The organism is Gordonia effusa NBRC 100432 (genome assembly GCF_000241305.1).
GTDB classification, from domain to species: domain Bacteria; phylum Actinomycetota; class Actinomycetes; order Mycobacteriales; family Mycobacteriaceae; genus Gordonia; species Gordonia effusa.
In genome coordinates this window covers 36,393-55,924 of record NZ_BAEH01000028.1, presented here as the reverse complement: position 1 = coordinate 55,924, position 19,532 = coordinate 36,393, and the positions used below count along the sequence as shown (strand labels likewise).

Here is a 19,532-nt window from a genome sequence, read left to right as displayed (position 1 = left end):
GATCTCCAACCCAGAGGGTCCCGACTTCGACTACGCGGCGGAATTCAAAACTCTCGATTTGCCTGCCGTTAAGGCCGACATCGAGGCGGTGCTCACCGACTCCAAACCGTGGTGGCCGGCCGACTTCGGCAACTACGGACCGTTCTTCATCCGCATGGCGTGGCACGCCGCGGGCACGTACCGAATCAAGGATGGTCGCGGCGGCGCCGGTCACGGCATGCAGCGCTTCGCACCGCTCAACTCCTGGCCCGACAACGCCAGCCTGGACAAGGCCCGACGCCTGCTCGGTCCGGTGAAGAAGAAATATGGCCGCAAGCTCTCCTGGGGCGACCTCATTGTCTTGGCCGGCAACGTCGCCCTGGAGTCGATGGGCTTCGATACCTTCGGATTCGGCGGCGGTCGCGTCGACAAATGGGAGCCCGAGGAGGTCTTCTGGGGCACCGAGCGCGTCTGGCTCGACGACGAGCGCTACAGCGGCGATCGCGATCTATCCAACCCGCTGGCAGCGGTCCAGATGGGTCTGATCTACGTGAATCCCGAAGGGCCCAACGGTAATCCGGACCCGCTTAAGGCAGCCGTCGACATCCGGGAAACCTTCGCCCGGATGGCGATGAACGACGAAGAGACCGTCGCACTGATCGCCGGTGGCCATACCTTCGGCAAGACACACGGCGCCGGCGACGCCGACCTGGTCGGCCCGGAGCCAGAAGCGGCGCCGCTCGAGCAGATGGGACTTGGCTGGAAGAGCACCTACGGCTCCGGAGTCGGCGGCGACGCCATCACCAGCGGTCTCGAAGGTGCCTGGAACAGCACCCCGATCACCTGGGACAATAACTTCTTCTGGACGCTGTTCGGCTACGAGTGGGAACTCACCAAGAGCCCGGCCGGCGCTCAACAATGGATCCCCAAGGATGGTGCCGGCGCCACGAGCGTCCGCGACGCGCACGATCCCGAGAAGTCGCACCCGCCGGTCATGCTGACCACCGACCTAGCGCTGCGATTCGATCCGATCTACGAACCCATCTCACGTCGGTTCCTCGACAATCCGAAGCAGTTCGCCGATGCGTTCGCGCGTGCGTGGTTCAAGCTCACGCACCGGGACATGGGCCCGATCGAGAACTACCTTGGCCCCGAGGTCCCCGAGGAGATCTTGATCTGGCAGGACCCGGTTCCCGCAGTCGATCACGATCTCATCGGTGATGCGGATATCGCCACATTGAAAAGTGACATTCTCGCCACCGGTTTGACTGTGGCACAACTGGTTACGACTACATGGGCGGCCGCGTCGTCGTTCCGCGGCAGTGACAAGCGCGGCGGTGCCAACGGTGGCCGCATCCGACTACAGCCACAGGTCGGCTGGGAGGTCAACAATCCCGACGAACTCACTCAGGTCATCAAGACCCTAGAAGGCGTCGCGGAGTCGTTCAACGCGGCGCGGACCGACAACACAAAGGTGTCCTTCGCCGATGTGTTAGTCCTCGGCGGCGCGGCAGCCATCGAGAAGGCCGCCCGCGACGGGGGTGTCGAGATCACGGTGCCGTTCCGCCCGGGTCGCACGGACGCGACTCAGGAATGGACGGACGCGGACTCGTTCGCGGCGCTGGAGCCCGATGCCGACGGTTTCCGCAACTACGTCGGCAAGGGTGCCGAACTGCCAGCCGAATACCTGCTCGTCGACAAAGCCAACCTACTGACACTCTCGACCCCGCAGATGGCGGTCCTCGTCGGTGGCCTGCGAACTCTCGGCGCCAATTACGACGGTTCTTCGCTGGGCGTCCTCACCGATAATCCCGGCGTGTTGAGCAACGACTTCTTTGTCAACATCACCGATATGGATATCACCTGGGCGCCGTCGTCGAAGGATGACGGCACCTACGACGGCACCGATTCGGCTACCGGAGACGTCCGATGGACCGGTTCACGTGTCGATCTGGCATTCGGCGCGAATTCCCAGTTGCGTGCGGTTGCCGAGGTTTACGGCGCCGACGACGCGAAGGAGAAATTCGTGAAGGACTTCGTCGCCGCGTGGACCAAGGTAACCGAGAGCGACCTCTTCTAGGTTCACTCCACCTGAATGGACCGATGGTCGTCCCCTACTCGGGGGACGACCATCGGTCATATCCCCCGTCGCGCCGCTCGCCCCGGTCGTTTTGTAGCGATAGTCGTTCTTGTGCCGTTAACCTGGCTAACCCTATTGGTTTGATCGGACCGCATAGTTTGCTCTCAACCCCGGTCCCTTCAGCCCAAGGATGATCCATGGTCCGCATCGCCCTGCCATTGTTCGCGCCCTATGACCGCCACGACGGTCAATCCAAGCGGGCCCACCTGACTTGTCGTTACAAATGTGGCGACGCATGTTGGCGAGAGCCTGGAAACACCAGCGACAACCCGTATTTCGGCGACGTGGTACGAACCGCGGTGTCTCGCCGAGCGATGCTGCGCGGCACGGCGGGTGCCGCGATCGGCGTCGGAGCAGCATCATTGTTGGCCGCGTGTGGCGATGACAATTCACCTACGACGTCCGGACCAGCGTCGGTCACCGGTTCAGGTGATGGTTCACAGGGAATGAACTTCTCAATCGTCGCGCCCAACAAGGAGGACGCGCTAGTTACCTCCGCCGGATATGAGCAGGCGGTCGTGATCCGTTGGGGTGACCCAATTTTGCCGGGTGCACCGAAATTCGACTTCGAGCGGCAGTCACCGCGAGCACAGGCGCAACAGTTCGGTTATAACAACGACTTCGCCGGACTGATCCCGGTCGAAGATGGTGACGGAAAAGCGGTCGACGGGCATTTCTACCTGGTCTGCAACAACGAATACACCAACCCCGAACTCATGTTCCACAACTACAACCCGGACAGTCCCACCGATCAGCAGGTCGGCATCTCGATGGCCGCACATGGAATTAGCATCGTCGAGGTCGCTACCGAATCAGGCAGTGGCAAGCTGACACCGGTGATCGGCGAGCGCAACCGTCGGATCACCGCCGACACCGAATTCACATTGACCGGGCCCGCTGCGGGTTCCCAATTCGTCAAGACCACAGAAGACCCCTCGGGCACCAAACTGCTTGGCACCATTGCCAATTGCTCGGGCGGTATCACGCCATGGGGCACCATGCTCTCCGGCGAAGAGAACTACAACAACTACTTCGCCAACGCGTCCAAGGTCACCGACAAGACCGCGGCAGAACATCTCAAGCGCTACAGTTTCGACGACGACGCCGACACAAACCTTTGGGCACACTACGTTCCGCGCTTCGACCTGGCGAAAGAACCAAACGAGTCCAACCGGTTCGGCTACGTGGTCGAGGTAAATCCGCATGATCCCAAGTCGACTCCCGTCAAGCACTCAGCGCTCGGTCGTGTCAAACACGAGTCGGCGAATATCTTTGTCACCAAAGACGGCACCGTCGTCGCCTATACCGGCGATGACGAAAAGTTCGAATACATCTATAAATTCGTGTCCAGCAAGAAGATAACCACCGGGTCGACGGCCGCGACCGCCAACGAGAACATGAAGATCCTCGATCACGGCACCCTCTACGTCGCGCAGTTCACCGGCGAAACCCCCAAGGAAATCAACGGAACCGGCAAACTCCCGAACGATGGGAAATTCCACGGTTCGGGTACCTGGATCCCACTACTCGCCGTCGACAACAATGGCAAAGCCGAGTCGAAAATCTCCGGGATGTCGGCCGCGGAAGTCTCGGTATTCACTCGGATTGCGGCCGACCGCGCGGGCGCCACCAAGATGGACCGCCCCGAGGATATCGAGCCACACCCGGTAAGTGGCAAGGTCTATTGCGCGCTCACCAATAATGACAAGCGCGGCACCAAGGGGAAAGCCGCCGCCGACGAGGCCAATCCGCGCAACGAAAACAAGAACGGACAAGTCCTCGAGATCACCGACAATCACACCGGGACCGACTTCACCTGGGAACTATTGCTCGTCTGCGGTGACCCTAAAGCCGCCGACACCTACTACGGCGGCTTCGATAAGACGAAGGTCTCCCCTATCTCCTGCCCCGACAACGTGGCCTTCGATCCGCACGGCAATCTATGGATCTCCACCGACGGCAATGCTCTGAAGAACAACGACGGACTCTTCTCGGTGGCGCTCGAAGGAGCGAATCGCGGTGAGACCAAACAGTTTCTGACCGTTCCGCGCGGTGCCGAGACCTGTGGCCCGATCATCACCGAAGATCGCGTCATCGTTTGCGTTCAGCATCCCGGCGAAGAAGACGATTACAGTGCCGACCGTCCGTTCTCGCATTGGCCCGACGGTGGAAATAACCAGCCACGTCCCAGCGTGGTCGCGGTGTGGAAGCCGGGTGGCAAGATCGGGGTGTAGCGCACGCTCAGTGCCAGTTCGAAATCTGGACGTCACGGGGTGCCGGCGCCCCGGCACCGGTCTCGACCAAGGACTTCAAACTCTGCAGAAAAACCGCCCACTTGGTGCTGCAGTGGTACATGAATTCCACTTGGTCACGCCAGCCGCTGTGCTCGAACAGAACCACGTTGTAGTCGCCATCACGCGCGAGGCGCCAGTCGATGTCGGTGCCGATCCACTCGGCGGGACCGTCGACGACGTGCCATTTGACGTGGTCGGGTTCGATCGAGACGACGGAGATGTCGAAGCCACCTGTTTCGCCGAAACGGAACGCCGTCGTCCCGCCCGGCGAGACACTGCCGGTGACGTCGGTCGTCCACCAGCCGGCGAGTCCGTCGGTAGTGGTGAGTGCGTCGAGTAGCTTCTCGGTCGGCTCGGTGGTGGCGATGCGATGAATGATGCTGAACATGATGGGTCTCCTAGTTCTGTTTCGGCTGATTCTTTTTGGTGTTCTTGGCCTGCTGAATTGATTCGGCGAGGCGTTTGATCCGCAGCATGCGACGATCCCAGGTCGCACCGACTACGGTGAGTTGCGCGACGGCGCGGGCCAATTGGGCTTCATCAACGCGGTAGCGAACTTCGCGGCCGATGCTGGTGCCATGCACGAGCCCGGCCCGGTCGAGCACACCAAGGTGCTTGGTCACCGCTTGGCGGGTAACCGGCAGTCGATCGGCGAGCACCGTCGCGGTCCCGTCACCGTCGACGAGGAGAAGGTCGATCATCTGACGGCGCATCGGATCGCCGACCGCCGACCACAATTGATCGTCGATGTCGGAGGTCATCGTGTCCCTCGCGTGACGGCACGCGCAGCGGTTCGCTCCGCATAGGCGATGAGGTCGGGCAGGTGCTGCCCCCATCCGCGCACGTGATCGTTGTACATTTCCTCCAGTACCGCTGCCTCCCAACCCTTTTCGCGAAAACCGGTCTCAGTCATCGACAGCAGCGTGCCGTCACCCTGCGGAACGAGGGTGAAGGTGACGAGTAGCGCGCGTCCAGAAAGGTCGGTATCGCCAGGCGGATAGCACCAGTTGAAGGAGAACGTCTTACCGGGCACGGCGTCGACGATGCGGAATGACTCGGCGTGGTAATCCGGGTCTTCCGATTTGCCCCACGAGATCACTCCCGACGCACCCGGGGCGTCGCCGTCGAGAGTCAGTTCGTCAGACCACCATTGGCTGATGTGAGCCGGATTGCTGACGACCTCGTATACAACGTCGGGCGTGGCATCTATGTACATCTCACGTGCGATTGTTCCCAGTTCGGGGTCGTGGTCGTCGTTCATTGCGGACTCCTTTTATGCAACCGTTGGTTGCCTATAACGCTAGCTCTTTGACTCTCCATACGCAACCTTCAGTTGCGTATTGATGGTCGTGCACGCTCGCTCGGATGGTCGGCGTCTGGCAAGATCTGACAGCGTGGCGGCATTCGACGACGACGAACTCGAGCGGTACTACCGCCTCGTCGAGCGACGGACGGCGGCACGCGAAGAGGAGGCAACCACCCGGCGGCTCCATCGACGGATCGCCGACGAACTCGTAGGCTGCCCAACGCCGTCGAAGACCGCTTTCGAGAACCGGTCCGCCGCCGCGGCGGCGATCACGACGATGTCGTCGGGCACCTGGCGGACCGTGTCCCTACGCACCTACCGGTGCCAGTGCGGTTCCTGGCACCTGACAAGCAGCACCCGCGACGACTGAGATCGCATCTCGCCGAGTCTCGATACGCCGGCGACCTCGCAAGCTCCGACGACGGCACTCGACCAGCAGAAATCACCGTTGGCCGAGTGCCCGACGAGGTGCTAGCCGAGACGGGTGTATCGAGACCACCCCACACCCGAAAACTACTGGCCACGTTGACATTTCACCTCACCAGGTCTCGATACACCGACGACCGTCGCAAGCTCGGACGACGGCACTCGACCACCCACAATGCGCCCACCGCTGGTTGAGTGCCCGACAAGACGCCAGCCACCCACCGTTGGTCGAGTGCCCGACGAGGCGCTAGCCGAGACGGGTGTATCGAGACCACCCCACACCCGAAAACTACTGGCCACGTTGACATTTCACCTCACCAGGTCTCGATACACCGACGACCTCGCAAGCTCGGACGACGGCACTCGACCAGCAGAAATCACCGTTGGCCGAGTACTACTACGCCGCAGTCGGTGCCGACTGCGAACGAGACCAGATGAAGTAGCCGATCCCGACGAGCGCGAACCATACGGCGCCCACTATCAACGCAATCCGGCCGCCCTCGCTAAAGAACAGGAGCACAAACACCATCGCCAGGAAGGCAAGCGCTGCCCATGTCGTGAACGGTGCGCCGGGTACTCGATAGTCCGACGCGGGAAGCAATCCCGCGGCGACGCGTCGTCGATACACCATGTGACACACCAGGATTGTCCCCCAGACAACGATGATGCCGACCGTCGACACCGACGTAATGTAGTTGAACGCGTGCTCCTCGTCGACCACATTGACGATCACACCGATAATCATCACCGCCGCGCTGAGCACGATACCGACGACCGGCACCTTGCGCGACGAGAGGCGGTCGAGTTGCGCGGGCGCGTCACCTTGCTGGGAAAGACTGCGCAGCATCCGGCCGGTCGAATAGATACCTGAATTACACGACGAGAGCGCCGCCGTCAGCAAGATGAAGTTCACCAGCCCAGCGGCGCCGGGAATTCCGATGTACTGGAAGACCGCGACGAACGGGCTCTGCCCCTCTTCAAAGTTGCGCCAACCGCGTACCGACAGGATCACCAACAGCGCGCCGACATAGAAGATGCCGATGCGGAATGGCACCGAGTTAATGGCCTTACGCAACGTCACCCTCGGATTCTCCGCCTCACCCGCGGTCACACCGACCAGCTCGACGCCGACATAGGCGAACATGACGATCTGCAGACTCAGCAACGCGTTAGTGAAGCCGGTGGCGAAGAATCCGCCGTCGTTCCACAGGTTGGTCACCGACGGCCCAACTTCAGGTCCGAGACCCGCGATCGGCAACAGCACGCCGATGCCCACGATGATCATTCCGAGGATGGCGGTCACCTTGATGGCGGAGAACCAAAACTCGGCCTGGCCGAAAAGACGGACCGAAATGAGGTTGGCGCCGAACAGTACCGCCAGCGCGGTCAACGCGGTCACCCATACCGGAACCGCCGGCCACCAGTAGTTGACGTAGGTGCCCGCTACCGTGATCTCGGCCATGCACGTGGTGGTCCACACCGCCCAATAGGTCCATCCTTGCGAAAACCCGGCAAACCTTCCGATGAACTCATCGGCATACTCGCTGATGCCGCCAGAGATCGGGCGATAGATCAACAGTTCGCCGAGTGCGCGCATGACTATGAATATCGCCAGACCCGCTAGCGCATAAGCCAAGATCAGGGCGGGCCCGGCCTTCTCGATGGCACCACCCGCGCCGTAGAACAGGCCGGTGCCGATCGCGCCGCCAATCGCGATCATCTGCACGGTGCGCGAGTTCAGGCCACGTTGATAGCCTTCGTCGCCTTCGGGAATCTCCGCGGGCGCCTGCGTCTTACTGAGATCTGCCACCCTGACCTCTTTCTACACGGGTTAATGGACCGTAACTCGGGCTACAACCTATCGGGTCCACGTGGAGCAGGTCACATCTACCCACCGGAAATCACACAATCGGACACAGGTCGTAGACGCACAGATAACACGACAACGCCGACGACACCCGAATCAATCACCCTCGCAAAAGAGCAATCATTCGGACGCCGCCGGCGCCGTGTAGCCGCTACTTCAATCAGCAGCCGCCTCCGCTGTCACCTCCTCCTCCGCCGCCACCGCTATCGCAGCCGCCTCCCCAGCCGCCGCCCGAATCGCCGCCCCAACTGCTGCTCGAATCGCCGCCCCAGCCTGAGCTGGAGCTTCCGCCATCCCACGAATGACGACGGCGTGTGGTGTTTCCGGCACTATTTCCGCCCGTATTCGCCAGGGCCGCTCCCAACCCACCGATCACCGCAAAAGCCAGAACAAATGTGATCACAATCCACATCACAATCACCGCCTTCGAACTCCGAGCCAACCCCAGTGGCCGACTTTGGTCCGAGCAGCGTATCCGCCAAGAAGCGCCCCATCCCGTCAATTTCCTGAGAAATCGGTAACGAATAGATCCGGGGTGAAACGACGTTTATGCCTGTGCCACAGTCGATTCCGACGCGAGCAGCTCGCGCACGCGAGGTATGACCCGGGTGCCATATAGCTCGATGCTCGCCATAAGCTGCGAGTGTGGCATCGGACCGCTGGCATATTTGAAGTCGAATCGGTTAAGACCAAGTGTCCGAACGGTTTTCGCGATCTTGCGCGCAACGGTCTCCGGCGAGCCGACGTATTGCGATCCCGATGTCACCTCGGAAATGAACTGTGACCGTTGCATCGCCGGCCACCCGCGTTCGGCGCCGATACGGTCATGCATCAACTTGACATGCGGCCATGCTTGCTCGATGGCCAACTCATCGGTCTCGGCGATATGGCCCGGCGAATGCGCGCCGAGAGGCATCGGGGCCGTCAGGCCGACGTCGGGGCCAAGTTGCTCCTGCGCGCGTTTGTACAGATCGACGTACGGCACGAACCGTGCCGGGTCGCCGCCGATGATCGCGAGCATCATCGGGATGTTGTAGCGCACTGACCGCACCACCGATTCGGGCGATCCACCTACGCCGATCCAGGCCGTCAACTGCCCTGAGTCGGTCTTCGGATAAACGTCCTGGTCGACCAAGGGCGCGCGATGCTTGCCCGACCAGGTCACCGGGCCTTCCTTACGGAGCTCGGCGAATAGATCGAGCTTCTCTTCAAAGAGCATCTCGTAGTCGTCGAGGTCGAAGCCGAAGAGTGGGAACGACTCTGTGAATGATCCGCGCCCGAGAATCACTTCGGCGCGGCCCGAGGACGCGGCGTCGAGGGTCGCAAAGCGTTCGTAGACGCGTACCGCATCGTCGGAACTGAGCACGGTAACCGCGGTACCCAACCGGATTCGTTCCGTCTGCCCGGCAATGGCCGCCAGGACGACGTCGGGTGCGCTGATCGAAAAGTCGTCGCGATGATGTTCGCCGACGCCGAAGAAGTCGACGCCCACCTGGTCGGCGAGTACGGCCTCCGCGATGACGTCTCGGATTACCTGTGGATAGCTCGTGCGAACGCCACTTTCATCAGTGGTGATATCGCCGAAAGTGTCGAGGCCGAGTTCGATCTGGCCATTGGTTGCCATGCGGTTGTCCCCTCTCATTGGGAATTCACCAGGCACAACGTAACCGGACCGTGGTCCTATTCCGCGTCAGGCCGACCCTTGCTCGATCAAGATCGTCGGCACCACCAATGACTGGTCGCGCATGGTGCATACACGCGTTCCGGGTTTATGGCCGACATGAATCTCGCTGATATCGAAGCCGTTTTCGCGCAGCACTTTCCGACTGGCCTCGATATCGCCCACGCGCCAGGCGATCCCCCAGAACGCGATGGCCTCGGGGACATCGGGTTTCACCACCACCTCGACGATGAGGTCGCGATCACGGAAGAAGAGCTGACTAACTTCGACGCCTGGTTCAGCAACCCCGGGGATAACTTGAGCAAGGCGGAAGTCGAGTCCGAGGATCGCACCGAATAGGGCGACCGCGTAATTGCGATCGGCCGCCAAGAACACGAGATGGTCAACGGCCAGAATGCCTGTCTCACTGACACTTTCAGTCGGCGCGGTCGAGTCCGCGGTGACGCCGATGGGCAGCCCCCGAGCGCGTGCGCCATGCTCCGATGTATCGAGCGTGAGGCCGCGCCGACCGAGCAAACGAACAGCGGAGTCGATGCTGTCGGCACCAAACAGAACGAAATTCCCCGCTGGATCGTCTCCCGCGACGCGTACCCGTGCGTTTGGCAACGACCACGCGCCGCCGTCGTCTGAGCCTAAGAGCTTTCGGTAAGCGTCCAGCGTTTCATCGGTGCCGGCGAGCACCACTTCGGCGAGTCCCATGTCGCAACTGTAGCGATGAGACGGGTCCGACCGCCGAATTGAGCAAGAACAGTCATGCGACCGAACGAGGCGGTGATCGATAATCGATTCATGCCATCAGACGTGCCGGCCCGCCCGGACCCGTGGCGTCGCCTCCTCGACGCTGTACTCGATGCCGACAATCAAACGCTCGACGATATGGCCGACGGTGCTCACACTTCGTCGTTTCACTTCAATCGGCAGATTCGCCAGCGGTTGGGCGAGCCGCCAGTTGCGTTGCGGCGCAGGATAACTCTTGAACGAGCCGCCTGGCTGATCCAGCGCGGCACCTCGGTCACCGATTGCGCCTTCGACTCAGGTTACGAATCGGTCGAAGGCTTCTCACGCGCATTCGCTCGGGCCTTCGGCCATCCGCCGACCGCTATGCCACCAGCCACCGACCGCGGTCATTGGCTGCCCGCGCCCAACGGCCTGCATTTTCACTCGCCGACCGTACTCTATGTCGACGCCGGGCATGCGACCGAACATTCCGCGGGTGATGTTCTCGCGCTGATGATTCGCCACGATCTCGATGACACGCGCGAACTGCTGCGTGTGTGCGGCGGCGTCGGCCCCGATGACTACCGTCGTCAACGACTCACCGGTCATCAGGTGCTGCCGTGGCATGGTGCGGAGGAGTCGATCGCCGCGGTCGCCAGCCGTCTGGTGCGTACCAAGTTGCCCTGGCTCGCGACAATCGAGGGCGCGGCCGCCCCGGTACTCGACGGTCCCGACGACGTGGCCACACTCCGGGCCGAACATGAACGGATCGCCCCGCGCTGGCTCGCGGTGATCCGCGATGTCGAGCGTCGAGATGCCTGGTCGGACATGATCATCGATGCCCTCTGCGATCCGCCGGAGTCATTCCTAATGTCGCAGATCGTCGCCCATGAACTCACCTTCGCCGCTCATCGCCGACAGCTCCTACGCTGGATGCTCACCAATGCGGGTATCGAATTAGATTCTCCGACAACAGATCCCGATCCAATAATGTGGCACCGCCGCATCTGGCACGCCGACTCCTGATACCCCGAAGGGATAGCCATGACCCGCTTTCGCTACTTCACCGCCGCCACCCTCGACGGTTTCCTGGCCGACGACGACGACAACCTCGACTGGCTGATGAGCCAGCCCATCGACGAGGCCGGCCCACTCAACTACTCCGAATTCATCGCCGACGTCGGGGCGCTGGTGATGGGCGCGACCACCTACCAGTGGGTCGTGGAGCATAACGCGACGTCGGGCGAGAGTTGGCAGTACACCCAGCCCGCTTGGGTTTTCACCCATCGCGCACTCGAACCCGTCACTGACAACGTGACGATCGTCGCCGGTTCGCCCAGCGACTTCCGGCAGACCCTCGTCGAGGCCGCAGCGGGCAAAGACGTATGGATTGTCGGCGGGGGCGACGTGGCGGCCCAATTCGCCGCTGCCGAGATGCTCGACGACGTACTGATCTCTATCGCACCGGTGACGCTTGGCAGCGGTCGGCCGCTGTTCACCAGGGCGTACGACTTTCAATTGCGCGAGGTTGACCGCAACGGCCCGTTCATCGTCGCGCGCTACGACGTCGTCGGCGCCCGGGGATCGGTGCGGGACTAATCGCCGGGCGCCAACAATCCCGGTGGAGGGTTGTCGCCCAGATTGCGTACTTCTTTGGGGAGAATGAAAATGCCCTCGGCCTCGGCACGGACCACATCATCGACGACCACCTGGCCGGTGACGTAGGTCTTGACACCTTCGACGCGGTCGACTGCCGCCTGAATTCGTACCGGCCCCAACGGCGTCCCCTTGCGGTAGCGAATATTCAGCGTGCCGGTCATTCCGGGTGCGCCGGCATTGACCGCGGCGTCGCCGAGGACCTGGTCAAGCATCGCGGCGATGATGCCGCCGTGCACCAGCGTTGGCGGCCCTTCGTATTGCGGGCCGAGCACGACGTCGGCATAGGTTTGCTCCTCGTCATGCCTGATGTCGAGTGGAGGGGCAACCGGATTGCGCAGTCCCACAACGGCATTACCCCACGTTCGACGCTTACCGTCGATCGTCCACCGGACGCCGAATGATCCTTCGATCGCCGCACTACCGAGTAGCGCGGTCGCCTCCCGAATAAGCTCAATCGCTTTCGCCACGTCGGGTCCGTCGACCTCGGTCAGTACGGTCGCCGCCACCAATTCCCGCACGCGATCTGCCAGCGGTCCATATAACTTCGCGGCGGCCTCAACCTCCGCTGGACTCAAGTCATCCATCACATGTCCGAACATTCGAGGCTCTCCTTACGCTGACTACTGGTGGAACACGTTACAGTTACACCGAGCGACGAGTCGCGGAGTACCGTTTGCGACCATGACCGAAACCCACGCCGTCGCCCCCACAACGTCCTTGGACTGGAAAGCCTTCACCGTCGTCATCGCCGACGATATCGCTGAAGTCACCCTGATCGGGCCGGGTAAAGGCAACGCGATGGGCCCGGACTTTTGGTCGGAACTACCCCCTCTATTCCGCCAGCTCGACGCCGATCCCGCAGTGCGTGCGGTAATCATCACCGGCTCGGGGAAACATTTCTCCTTCGGCCTGGATCTCCCCGCGATGGCTGGGACACTTGCCCCGGTCCTCGCCGATGGCTCGAAGGCCGCACCGCGCACCGCCTTCCATGACCACTTGCTGGATATGCAATCCGGGATCAACGCGGTCGCGGAATGCCGCAAGCCGGTTGTCGCGGCCATTAGCGGCTGGTGCATCGGCGGCGGCGTAGATCTGATCAGCGCCGCCGACATTCGCTACGCGAGTTCGGACGCGAAATTCAGCATCCGGGAAGTACGCGTGGCAATCGTTGCCGACATGGGATCGTTGGCACGCTTGCCCGCAATCATCGGGGACGGGCATTTCCGTGAACTCGCGCTGACCGGCAAGGATATCGACGCCGCACGCGCTGAACGCATCGGGCTGGTCAACGACGTTTTCGATAGCCCCGACGTCGCGCTCGACACCGCTCGTGCGACTGCTCGTGAGATCGCCGACAACGCACCGCTCGTGGTCCAGGGCATCAAGAGTGTGCTCGAGCGCTCCCGCGCGAATGAGATCGCCGACGCCCTTCGCTATGTCGCCGTGTGGAATGCGGCATTCCTACCGAGTAACGACCTCACCGAGGCAATGACCGCAGTATTCGAAAAACGGCAGCCCCGGTACAAGGGCGAATAGTTCTCCTACGGCACAGATCGCTTTATGCGGCGTCAATCGGCGCCGCGTTTTGAGATACGTGCCGTATGAACGACAGCATCAAGCTAGGCGGCCCAGCTTGAATACTGGAATCTTTCGATCGGTTCGCTGGGTATACAAGGCGAAATTCGGCCAAACAGCTTCGAGGGTTCGCCAGCCGTCGTCGTATGAGGCCCCGGTCAGTTCGACGACCGAGGCGGCGGCGAGCACGCCTCGAATGCCGACCTCGGCATGGTCGGTCGCACGGAGATTGAATACCCAAGCCGGCGTGCGGTGATCTCCGAAATACGACCCGGCGATCAACCAGCCGTCCTCAACCGGTGCACACAACAACCGAGTCGATCGACGTACACCCGACTTCCGGCCCACCACGAATAACGTGATGTTGGGCAGCCCGGCGATGTCCAATAGGGCGACCCGGTTGCGGCTGATCCACTGAATAGCCTTGTCGCAGCGCACGATTACCGGCAGAAATCTTGGCAACCAGCTAATACTGCCAACCCAGATCGCCAGCGGCGTCAAGAAACTCATGTTCAGCAGTGTACTTTCAGCAGATGGCAGCGCGAATCTCCATCGACGGCGGACAGTCCGGCACTCGAATCCGACTACCCGACCGCGACGATATCGATGTCGGCCCGATCCGTACCGACCGACCGATTGTCGGCCAGCTGAACGACTACCTGCACGAGGTGTTATCCCAAGCCACCGATGGTGTCGAATATGAACTGGCCGTTGGTGTTTCGGGGCTAACGCCCGCACACGCTCAACCAGCTGAACTACTCGCCGGCTGCGCGGACCTCAATGTCGTACGTGTCGCACTCGCGCATGATTCGGTGTCGGCCTACCTCGGCAGCAACGGATGGGAGTTCGGGGCTGTCGTCGCGGTTGGCACCGGCATCGTCGGACTTGGTGTCTCGACACAGAAGATCACCCGCGTCGACGGTTGGGGATATATGTTCGGCGATGCCGGTAGCGCGTATTGGATCGGCCGAGCCGGCATCGACGTCGCACTGCGAGCGTTCGATATGCGTGGCGCGGCAACGATTTTGGAGAGTAAGACCGTCGAACGATTCGGCCCGCTGCCCGAACTGTATGTGTCGCTTCAATCCGACCCCGACCGAGTGTCGAAAGTCGCGGCGTTCGCGGTCGTGGTGGCGCAGGCCGCCGACGAAGGCGATGCGCTTGCCACACAGATCATTTCCCGCGCCGCCGACGAACTCGCGCATACCGCAAGTGTCGCGGCACTGCGAGGTCATCCCGAGTGGACAACTCCGCCGCGAATCAGCTGGACCGGGAAAGTGCTGACCGCCAACGATTTACTCCGTGGACGGTTCATCGAGCAAGTGCGCGCTACCATCTCCGACGCCGAGATCGTCGAGCCTCTCGGTAAGCCATTGGACGGCGTCGGGAGACTGTTCGACGCACCGGCCGGGCACCCGCTGAGCCAGCAGGTGCACCGGGCCGATGTCGCGAACTAGTCGCCTGGCGTGAACGTAGGTGTTGCTGCCGTCAGATCGACTGTGCCACTGAGGTACTCGCTGGAATCATCGGTCTGCGCTCCGCGATAGGGCGAGGTGTACGAGTAAGACCACTTCACACTGCCCGATATTTTGACCTTACTGGGATCGTCATAGTCGAAGCGGAAACTTAGCTCGCTGAGGTCGGTCGGCTTAGTCCAGCGGACACTTCCGGCGGTGGCCGTACTGTACCCATATTGACCACATCCGGGGCGGTCAACGCTTGCTTTGGACTGCTTCGACGTCGCGCAATTGGTGAAGTAGGTGTCCAATGCCGAGTTGACGACCTGTTTACCCTTTGTGCTCAGCGTAGATTCCAGCGACGGGGAGAAATAATCCTCCGGGCCGAGCGGAAACTCTTTGCGCGTATCCGCCACGGCGATATTTACATTCGACGATCCCCACACCAACGGACCAGGAAAGACGTACACCTTGGTGTCGTTTGAAACGTCCACGCCGAATAGTGACAGCCCGGGCGCCTTATTACTACTGGAAAGCGTGATGTCGAGCGCACCCTTCTCGACGCGCCAGGTATCGCCGGATTTACGCACCTGAATGTCTTCGTCGACATTCTTATCGCCATGCTTGTAGGTGGCGTTTACCGTCGCGATACTGCCGAATGTGCTATCAGGCTTGCGCACCTTGATATCGGTAATCGGGGCGACTTCGCGTTGCTTCTTGACTATTTCGTCGGTGAGCAATTTGTCCGATGCGGGAGTGACTGTAACTTCCAGCGCCTTCTTCGCGTCGCCCGCGGCCAACCCGTCGAGATAGGTCTGGACCGCGGCCTCCGGGCTTTCCGTCGCATCATCGCCACCGGCGAAGACCACGATCAGAGACACCACGAGAACGATGACCAGCAACGCACCGCCGATCCCGAGGCCTATGAACAGCTTCTTATTGCTCTTGTTCGGCGGCGGAGCGCCAGCCGGCCCCCAGGCGGGAGCAACTCCGGGCTGACCGAATTGCTGAGGCCCCGAAGTGCCGTATCCCGGCACCGGGCCCGAGTCTTGCCCGAAAACCCCCTGCTGCGGTTGCTGCGGTGTGGACCACTGATCACCGGTATCGGTCGAATAGTGCCCACCCGAGTACTGGGCGTCGCTAAACGGCGCACCGGGCACCTGCTGGCCGCCGGATGCGTTGATCTGCGTTTGCGCCCACTGCTCGTTGGGCGGCAGCGGCTGGTTGGGGTCCTGCGGGTTTGTCATTGCTCTGTGTCCTGTTCAGGTGCGTCGCCCACCGGCTCAAGTGCCCGGGTCAACGAATCGGCCAATAACCGCGCGAACGCCGCTGGATCTTCCAGCTCGCCACCCTCGGCTATTAACGCCATACCGTAAACCAGCTTCGCCGAGTTCACGAGTTCGGCACGCTCGGCGTCGGCAGTGTGCGCCGACTTCAGTGCTACCACCAACGGATGCCCGGGATTGAGTTCCAGCGCCCGCTTGGAACGTGGAATTGGCTGGCCAGAGGCCCGATAGAGCTTCTCCAACTGCGGCGACATGCTGAAGGCATCGCCCACCAATACCGCCGCGGACTCGGTCAGACGGGTCGACACCCTGGCCTCGGAAATATCGTCGGAGAGCACTTCACCCAGCCATGTCAGCAGGTCAGCGAACTCTTCGTTCCGTTTTGCCTGGGCTTCGTCGGCTGCCTTTTTCTCCTCGTCGGTGTCGCCGGCGTCGAGGTCAACGGCACCTTTCGCGATCGACTGAAAGCGGTGTCCGCTGTACTCCCCCACACCATCGACCCACATCTCGTCGACCGGGTCGGACAGCAGTAGCACCTCAAATCCCTTGGCGCGCAACGCTTCCATATGAGGCGAACTTTCGATTTGGGTGCGCGATTCGCCAGTCATGTAGTAGATGACATCCTGGCCGGATTTCAACCGGGAAAGGTAGTCGTCGAGTGTGGTGAAGCCCTCATCTGTTGTCGTTGACTCAAATGACGCCGCTTTGAGGATTGCTTCCTTGTTATCAGGGTCGTTGACGAGACCTTCTTTGAACACTCGCCCAAATTGCGTCCAGAAAGTCTGGTAGTCATCGGGACGCGATGACTGCAAATCGGTCACTGTCGAGATGACCTTTTTGGTCAATCGACGGCGGATCGCGCGAATCTGGCGGTCTTGCTGAAGGATCTCGCGCGAGACGTTGAGCGACAGATCGGCGGCGTCGACGACGCCCTTGACGAAGCGCAGGTACTCCGGCAGCAGGTTGTCGTCGTCTTCCATGATGAATACGCGCTTGACGTACAGGTGGATCCCGCCGCTGCGCTCACGCATGAACAGGTCGAATGGGGCCTGGCTCGGAATGAACAGCAGTGCTTGATATTCGAAGGTGCCTTCGGCCTTCAGCGTGATGATCTCGAGCGGGGTGTCCCAGGCGTGACTCACATGCCGGTAGAAGTCCGCGTACTCCTCGTCGGATACCTCGTCGCGCGATTTGGCCCACAGGGCCTTGCGCGAATTGATCGTTTCGATCTCGGTGATCATCTCGGCCGGAGTGTCGGTATCGGAATCGCCGGAACTGTCGTCGGATTCCGGCTTGGGAGCGGGCTTTTCGACCTCGATGCGGATAGGCCAGCTGATGAAGTCGCTGTACCGCTTCACCAACTCGCGCAATTTGTGTTCGTTGGTGTAGTCGTACAGATGGTTCTCGTCGTCAGCCGGCTTGAGATGCAGGGTGACCGAAGTGCCCTGAGGGGCGTCGGGCGCTTCTTCAATGGTGTAAGTGCCCCCACCGGTCGACTGCCACCTGGTGCCCACCGGTTCACCCGCGCGTTTGGTGACCAGTGTGACGGTGTCGGCGACCATAAATGTCGAATAAAACCCGATACCGAATTGACCGATCAATTCTTCCGATGCCGCCGCGTCTTTCGCCTGCGCAAGTTTTTCGCGGAGTTCGCCGGTTCCCGAGCGAGCCAAAGTTCCGATGAGTCCGATGACGTCATCGCGACTCATACCGATGCCGTTGTCGGCGACGGTAAGCGTGCGCAGTTCGTCATCGGTGTCGAGCATGATGTGCAGATCGGAGGTGTCGACGTCGAGTTCTTTGTTCTGCAGGGATTCGATGCGAAGTTTGTCCAGCGCGTCAGACGAGTTGGAGATCAACTCGCGCAGAAAGCTGTCCTTATTGGAATAGACCGAATGGACCATCAGGTCCAACAGTTGCTGTGTCTGGGCCTGAAACTCGTAGGTTTCGGACTGGGAACTCATCGACTGACCCTCCGCGAATATTCGACTGCCAATTTTGTGCACGCATCTGGCACCGAGTACGCGGTGCCCACATACGCCTGCGCCCACCCGTGAAATCGGTTGTGGGGGCGGCATTAGTCTAGCGACCTGCTCGGACAACCTCGCCGGGCGGCTATGGTGGAGCCACCTGAGATCTTGGGCGAACGACGAGGAGCATTGGTGACGTTCGACGGGCAACCGCCGCGCATCGTCGGGGTGCACGCGCATCCCGACGACGAGTCAATCTGGACCGGCGGCATCTTGGCCCGGCACGTGGCACGTGGCGGGATCGCCGACACGATTACGTGTACCTGGGCGGCTGGGACTCATCGGCACGGCGAACTGATCACCGCGCTGGGACGGCTCGGTGTCGAGCGTCTGCCAGAGATGCTCGGCTACGCCGACGGCGGCGTACCTGAGTCGGCACCCGATCAACCCCGATTTGTCGATGCGCCTTTCGACGACGCCGTCGGCTCAGTCGTCGAATTACTCCGACGCCTACAGCCCGACATCGTCGTTACCTACGACGCCTACGGTGTATACGGCCATCCGGACCACATTCACGCGCACCGGGTGGCGCTGGCCGCGATCGAAGCGGCAGCCGACTCCCACTTGTTTCCCGGCCGTGGATCGCCGTGGCAGGTCAAATCGCTCTATTTCGTGACAATCGGCCAAGATCAGATGGCCGGCGGTTGGGGCGATCTCGTCGCCAAGACAACCGACCCGTCGACCCTTCCGGGCACTCCGGCGGATCGCATCGACGTCGTCGCCGATGTCCGCGACTGGCTAGCCGTCAAATGGAGCGCGATCCAAGCACACCAGTCGGAGTTCAACCGCAGCCGCACGCTCAAGTCGATGGCCGCATTGGAACCCGCGGCACTGGAGCAATTGATGGGCGTGGAATCTTTCCAGCGACGAGATCTCGTCCCCGGCGGGAGTGACCTGCTGTAGATTGGCCGCTGGTCGAGTCCCCGCCGCTGGTCGAGTGCCCCCATCGCAGGTCGAGTTCCCACCGCTGGTCGAGTCCCCCACTCCAGGTCGAGCCCCCGCCGATGGTCGAGTGCCCGGCGAGGCGCTAGCCGAGCCGGGTGTATCGAGACCACTCACACCGCAAAAACATTGCCACACAACAGTTTTCGCATTGCTTCACCCGGTCTCGATAC

The 19,532-nt window shown here is 61.5% G+C and carries 18 protein-coding genes; 8 read left to right on the top strand and 10 right to left on the bottom strand.

The features are described 5' to 3' along the window. A partial coding sequence (gene katG / locus GOEFS_RS04655; RefSeq protein WP_007316726.1) for a catalase/peroxidase HPI occupies window positions 1-2,059 on the top strand: 2,059 nt, incomplete at its 5' end. Window positions 2,060-2,256: 197 nt separating this feature from the next. Then, complete coding sequence (locus GOEFS_RS04650; protein WP_007316725.1) at window positions 2,257-4,353, top strand: PhoX family protein; 2,097 nt, start codon at window positions 2,257-2,259, stop codon at window positions 4,351-4,353. Between the two features lie 7 nt (window positions 4,354-4,360). Here GOEFS_RS04650 and GOEFS_RS04645 read toward each other — a convergent pair whose 3' ends face one another. From GOEFS_RS04645 to GOEFS_RS04635, 3 genes are read right to left on the bottom strand one after another with little or no spacing between them, the layout of a single operon-like run. Next, window positions 4,361-4,801 carry an SRPBCC family protein gene (locus GOEFS_RS04645; RefSeq protein WP_007316724.1) on the bottom strand — a complete coding sequence of 147 codons (441 nt, stop codon included), beginning with the start codon at window positions 4,799-4,801 and terminating at the stop codon, window positions 4,361-4,363. 10 nt (window positions 4,802-4,811) lie between these two features. Beyond that, the gene (locus GOEFS_RS04640) at window positions 4,812-5,174 is read right to left on the bottom strand and encodes an ArsR/SmtB family transcription factor (protein WP_007316723.1); all 363 of its coding nucleotides are present in this window, start codon (window positions 5,172-5,174) and stop codon (window positions 4,812-4,814) included. After that, window positions 5,171-5,674, bottom strand: a complete 504-nt coding sequence (locus tag GOEFS_RS04635; protein WP_007316722.1) for an SRPBCC domain-containing protein — start codon at window positions 5,672-5,674, stop codon at window positions 5,171-5,173. Before GOEFS_RS04635 ends, GOEFS_RS04640 begins: the two co-directional genes overlap by 4 nt. Before the next feature lie 133 nt (window positions 5,675-5,807). On the opposite strand from GOEFS_RS04635, the gene GOEFS_RS04630 reads away from it, so the two are divergent. Then, entirely contained in the window at window positions 5,808-6,089 is a 282-nt protein-coding gene (locus GOEFS_RS04630; RefSeq protein ID WP_007316721.1) for a hypothetical protein, read from the top strand. 453 nt (window positions 6,090-6,542) lie between these two features. Here the strand turns inward: GOEFS_RS04630 and GOEFS_RS04625 are convergent, their stop codons facing one another. From GOEFS_RS04625 to GOEFS_RS04615, 3 genes are all read right to left on the bottom strand, one after another. Then, on the bottom strand, window positions 6,543-7,955 hold the full coding sequence (locus GOEFS_RS04625; RefSeq protein ID WP_007316720.1) for an amino acid permease: 1,413 nt from the start codon (window positions 7,953-7,955) through the stop codon (window positions 6,543-6,545). A gap of 604 nt (window positions 7,956-8,559) precedes the next feature. Continuing rightward, window positions 8,560-9,636, bottom strand: coding sequence for an LLM class flavin-dependent oxidoreductase (locus GOEFS_RS04620; RefSeq protein ID WP_007316718.1), 1,077 nt, complete (start codon window positions 9,634-9,636; stop codon window positions 8,560-8,562). 66 nt (window positions 9,637-9,702) lie between these two features. Next, on the bottom strand, window positions 9,703-10,392 hold the full coding sequence (locus GOEFS_RS04615) for a VOC family protein (RefSeq protein WP_007316717.1): 690 nt from the start codon (window positions 10,390-10,392) through the stop codon (window positions 9,703-9,705). A 90-nt stretch (window positions 10,393-10,482) separates the two neighbouring features. Between GOEFS_RS04615 and GOEFS_RS04610 the strand changes: the two genes are divergently transcribed. Further along, complete coding sequence (locus GOEFS_RS04610) at window positions 10,483-11,436, top strand: helix-turn-helix domain-containing protein (protein ID WP_040524504.1); 954 nt, start codon at window positions 10,483-10,485, stop codon at window positions 11,434-11,436. An 18-nt stretch (window positions 11,437-11,454) separates the two neighbouring features. Next, entirely contained in the window at window positions 11,455-12,009 is a 555-nt protein-coding gene (locus GOEFS_RS04605) for a dihydrofolate reductase family protein (RefSeq protein ID WP_007316715.1), read from the top strand. On the opposite strand, the gene GOEFS_RS04600 is transcribed toward GOEFS_RS04605, so the two are convergent. Continuing rightward, on the bottom strand, window positions 12,006-12,668 hold the full coding sequence (locus GOEFS_RS04600) for a PaaI family thioesterase (RefSeq protein WP_007316714.1): 663 nt from the start codon (window positions 12,666-12,668) through the stop codon (window positions 12,006-12,008). The two genes, GOEFS_RS04605 and GOEFS_RS04600, sit on opposite strands and share 4 nt — an antisense overlap. An 82-nt stretch (window positions 12,669-12,750) precedes the next feature. Between GOEFS_RS04600 and GOEFS_RS04595 the strand changes: the two genes are divergently transcribed. Beyond that, a complete protein-coding gene (locus GOEFS_RS04595) occupies window positions 12,751-13,605 on the top strand; it encodes a crotonase/enoyl-CoA hydratase family protein (protein WP_007316713.1) in 855 nt (284 codons plus the stop codon). 78 nt (window positions 13,606-13,683) lie between these two features. Here the strand turns inward: GOEFS_RS04595 and GOEFS_RS04590 are convergent, their stop codons facing one another. Beyond that, complete coding sequence (locus tag GOEFS_RS04590) at window positions 13,684-14,154, bottom strand: nitroreductase family deazaflavin-dependent oxidoreductase (RefSeq protein WP_007316712.1); 471 nt, start codon at window positions 14,152-14,154, stop codon at window positions 13,684-13,686. A 23-nt stretch (window positions 14,155-14,177) separates the two neighbouring features. On the opposite strand from GOEFS_RS04590, the gene GOEFS_RS04585 reads away from it, so the two are divergent. Further along, window positions 14,178-15,101, top strand: a complete 924-nt coding sequence (locus GOEFS_RS04585; RefSeq protein ID WP_040524502.1) for an N-acetylglucosamine kinase — start codon at window positions 14,178-14,180, stop codon at window positions 15,099-15,101. Here the strand turns inward: GOEFS_RS04585 and GOEFS_RS04580 are convergent. Next, window positions 15,098-16,348: a hypothetical protein gene (locus GOEFS_RS04580; protein WP_007316710.1), complete on the bottom strand. Its 1,251-nt coding sequence runs from the start codon at window positions 16,346-16,348 to the stop codon at window positions 15,098-15,100. The genes GOEFS_RS04585 and GOEFS_RS04580 overlap by 4 nt on opposite strands. After that, window positions 16,345-18,351, bottom strand: a complete 2,007-nt coding sequence (gene htpG, locus GOEFS_RS04575) for a molecular chaperone HtpG (protein WP_007316709.1) — start codon at window positions 18,349-18,351, stop codon at window positions 16,345-16,347. Before htpG ends, GOEFS_RS04580 begins: the two co-directional genes overlap by 4 nt. Before the next feature lie 198 nt (window positions 18,352-18,549). Here htpG and GOEFS_RS04570 point away from each other — a divergent pair, with 198 nt between their 5' ends. Beyond that, window positions 18,550-19,320, top strand: coding sequence for a PIG-L family deacetylase (locus tag GOEFS_RS04570; protein WP_007316708.1), 771 nt, complete (start codon window positions 18,550-18,552; stop codon window positions 19,318-19,320). The last annotated feature ends 212 nt before the right edge of the window (window positions 19,321-19,532 follow it).

Bases quoted from the DNA above. Each gene is read 5' to 3' on its own strand.
- GOEFS_RS04650 (WP_007316725.1), top strand. From the start codon at position 2,257: ATGGTCCGCATCGCCCTGCCATTGTTCGCGCCCTATGACCGCCACGAC.
- GOEFS_RS04645 (WP_007316724.1), bottom strand. From the start codon at position 4,801: ATGTTCAGCATCATTCATCGCATCGCCACCACCGAGCCGACCGAGAAG.
- GOEFS_RS04640 (WP_007316723.1), bottom strand. From the start codon at position 5,174: ATGACCTCCGACATCGACGATCAATTGTGGTCGGCGGTCGGCGATCCG.
- GOEFS_RS04635 (WP_007316722.1), bottom strand. From the start codon at position 5,674: ATGAACGACGACCACGACCCCGAACTGGGAACAATCGCACGTGAGATG.
- GOEFS_RS04620 (WP_007316718.1), bottom strand. From the start codon at position 9,636: ATGGCAACCAATGGCCAGATCGAACTCGGCCTCGACACTTTCGGCGAT.
- GOEFS_RS04615 (WP_007316717.1), bottom strand. From the start codon at position 10,392: ATGGGACTCGCCGAAGTGGTGCTCGCCGGCACCGATGAAACGCTGGAC.
- GOEFS_RS04610 (WP_040524504.1), top strand. From the start codon at position 10,483: ATGCCATCAGACGTGCCGGCCCGCCCGGACCCGTGGCGTCGCCTCCTC.
- GOEFS_RS04605 (WP_007316715.1), top strand. From the start codon at position 11,455: ATGACCCGCTTTCGCTACTTCACCGCCGCCACCCTCGACGGTTTCCTG.
- GOEFS_RS04600 (WP_007316714.1), bottom strand. From the start codon at position 12,668: ATGTTCGGACATGTGATGGATGACTTGAGTCCAGCGGAGGTTGAGGCC.
- GOEFS_RS04595 (WP_007316713.1), top strand. From the start codon at position 12,751: ATGACCGAAACCCACGCCGTCGCCCCCACAACGTCCTTGGACTGGAAA.
- GOEFS_RS04590 (WP_007316712.1), bottom strand. From the start codon at position 14,154: ATGAGTTTCTTGACGCCGCTGGCGATCTGGGTTGGCAGTATTAGCTGG.
- GOEFS_RS04585 (WP_040524502.1), top strand. From the start codon at position 14,178: ATGGCAGCGCGAATCTCCATCGACGGCGGACAGTCCGGCACTCGAATC.
- GOEFS_RS04580 (WP_007316710.1), bottom strand. From the start codon at position 16,348: ATGACAAACCCGCAGGACCCCAACCAGCCGCTGCCGCCCAACGAGCAG.
- htpG (WP_007316709.1), bottom strand. From the start codon at position 18,351: ATGAGTTCCCAGTCCGAAACCTACGAGTTTCAGGCCCAGACACAGCAA.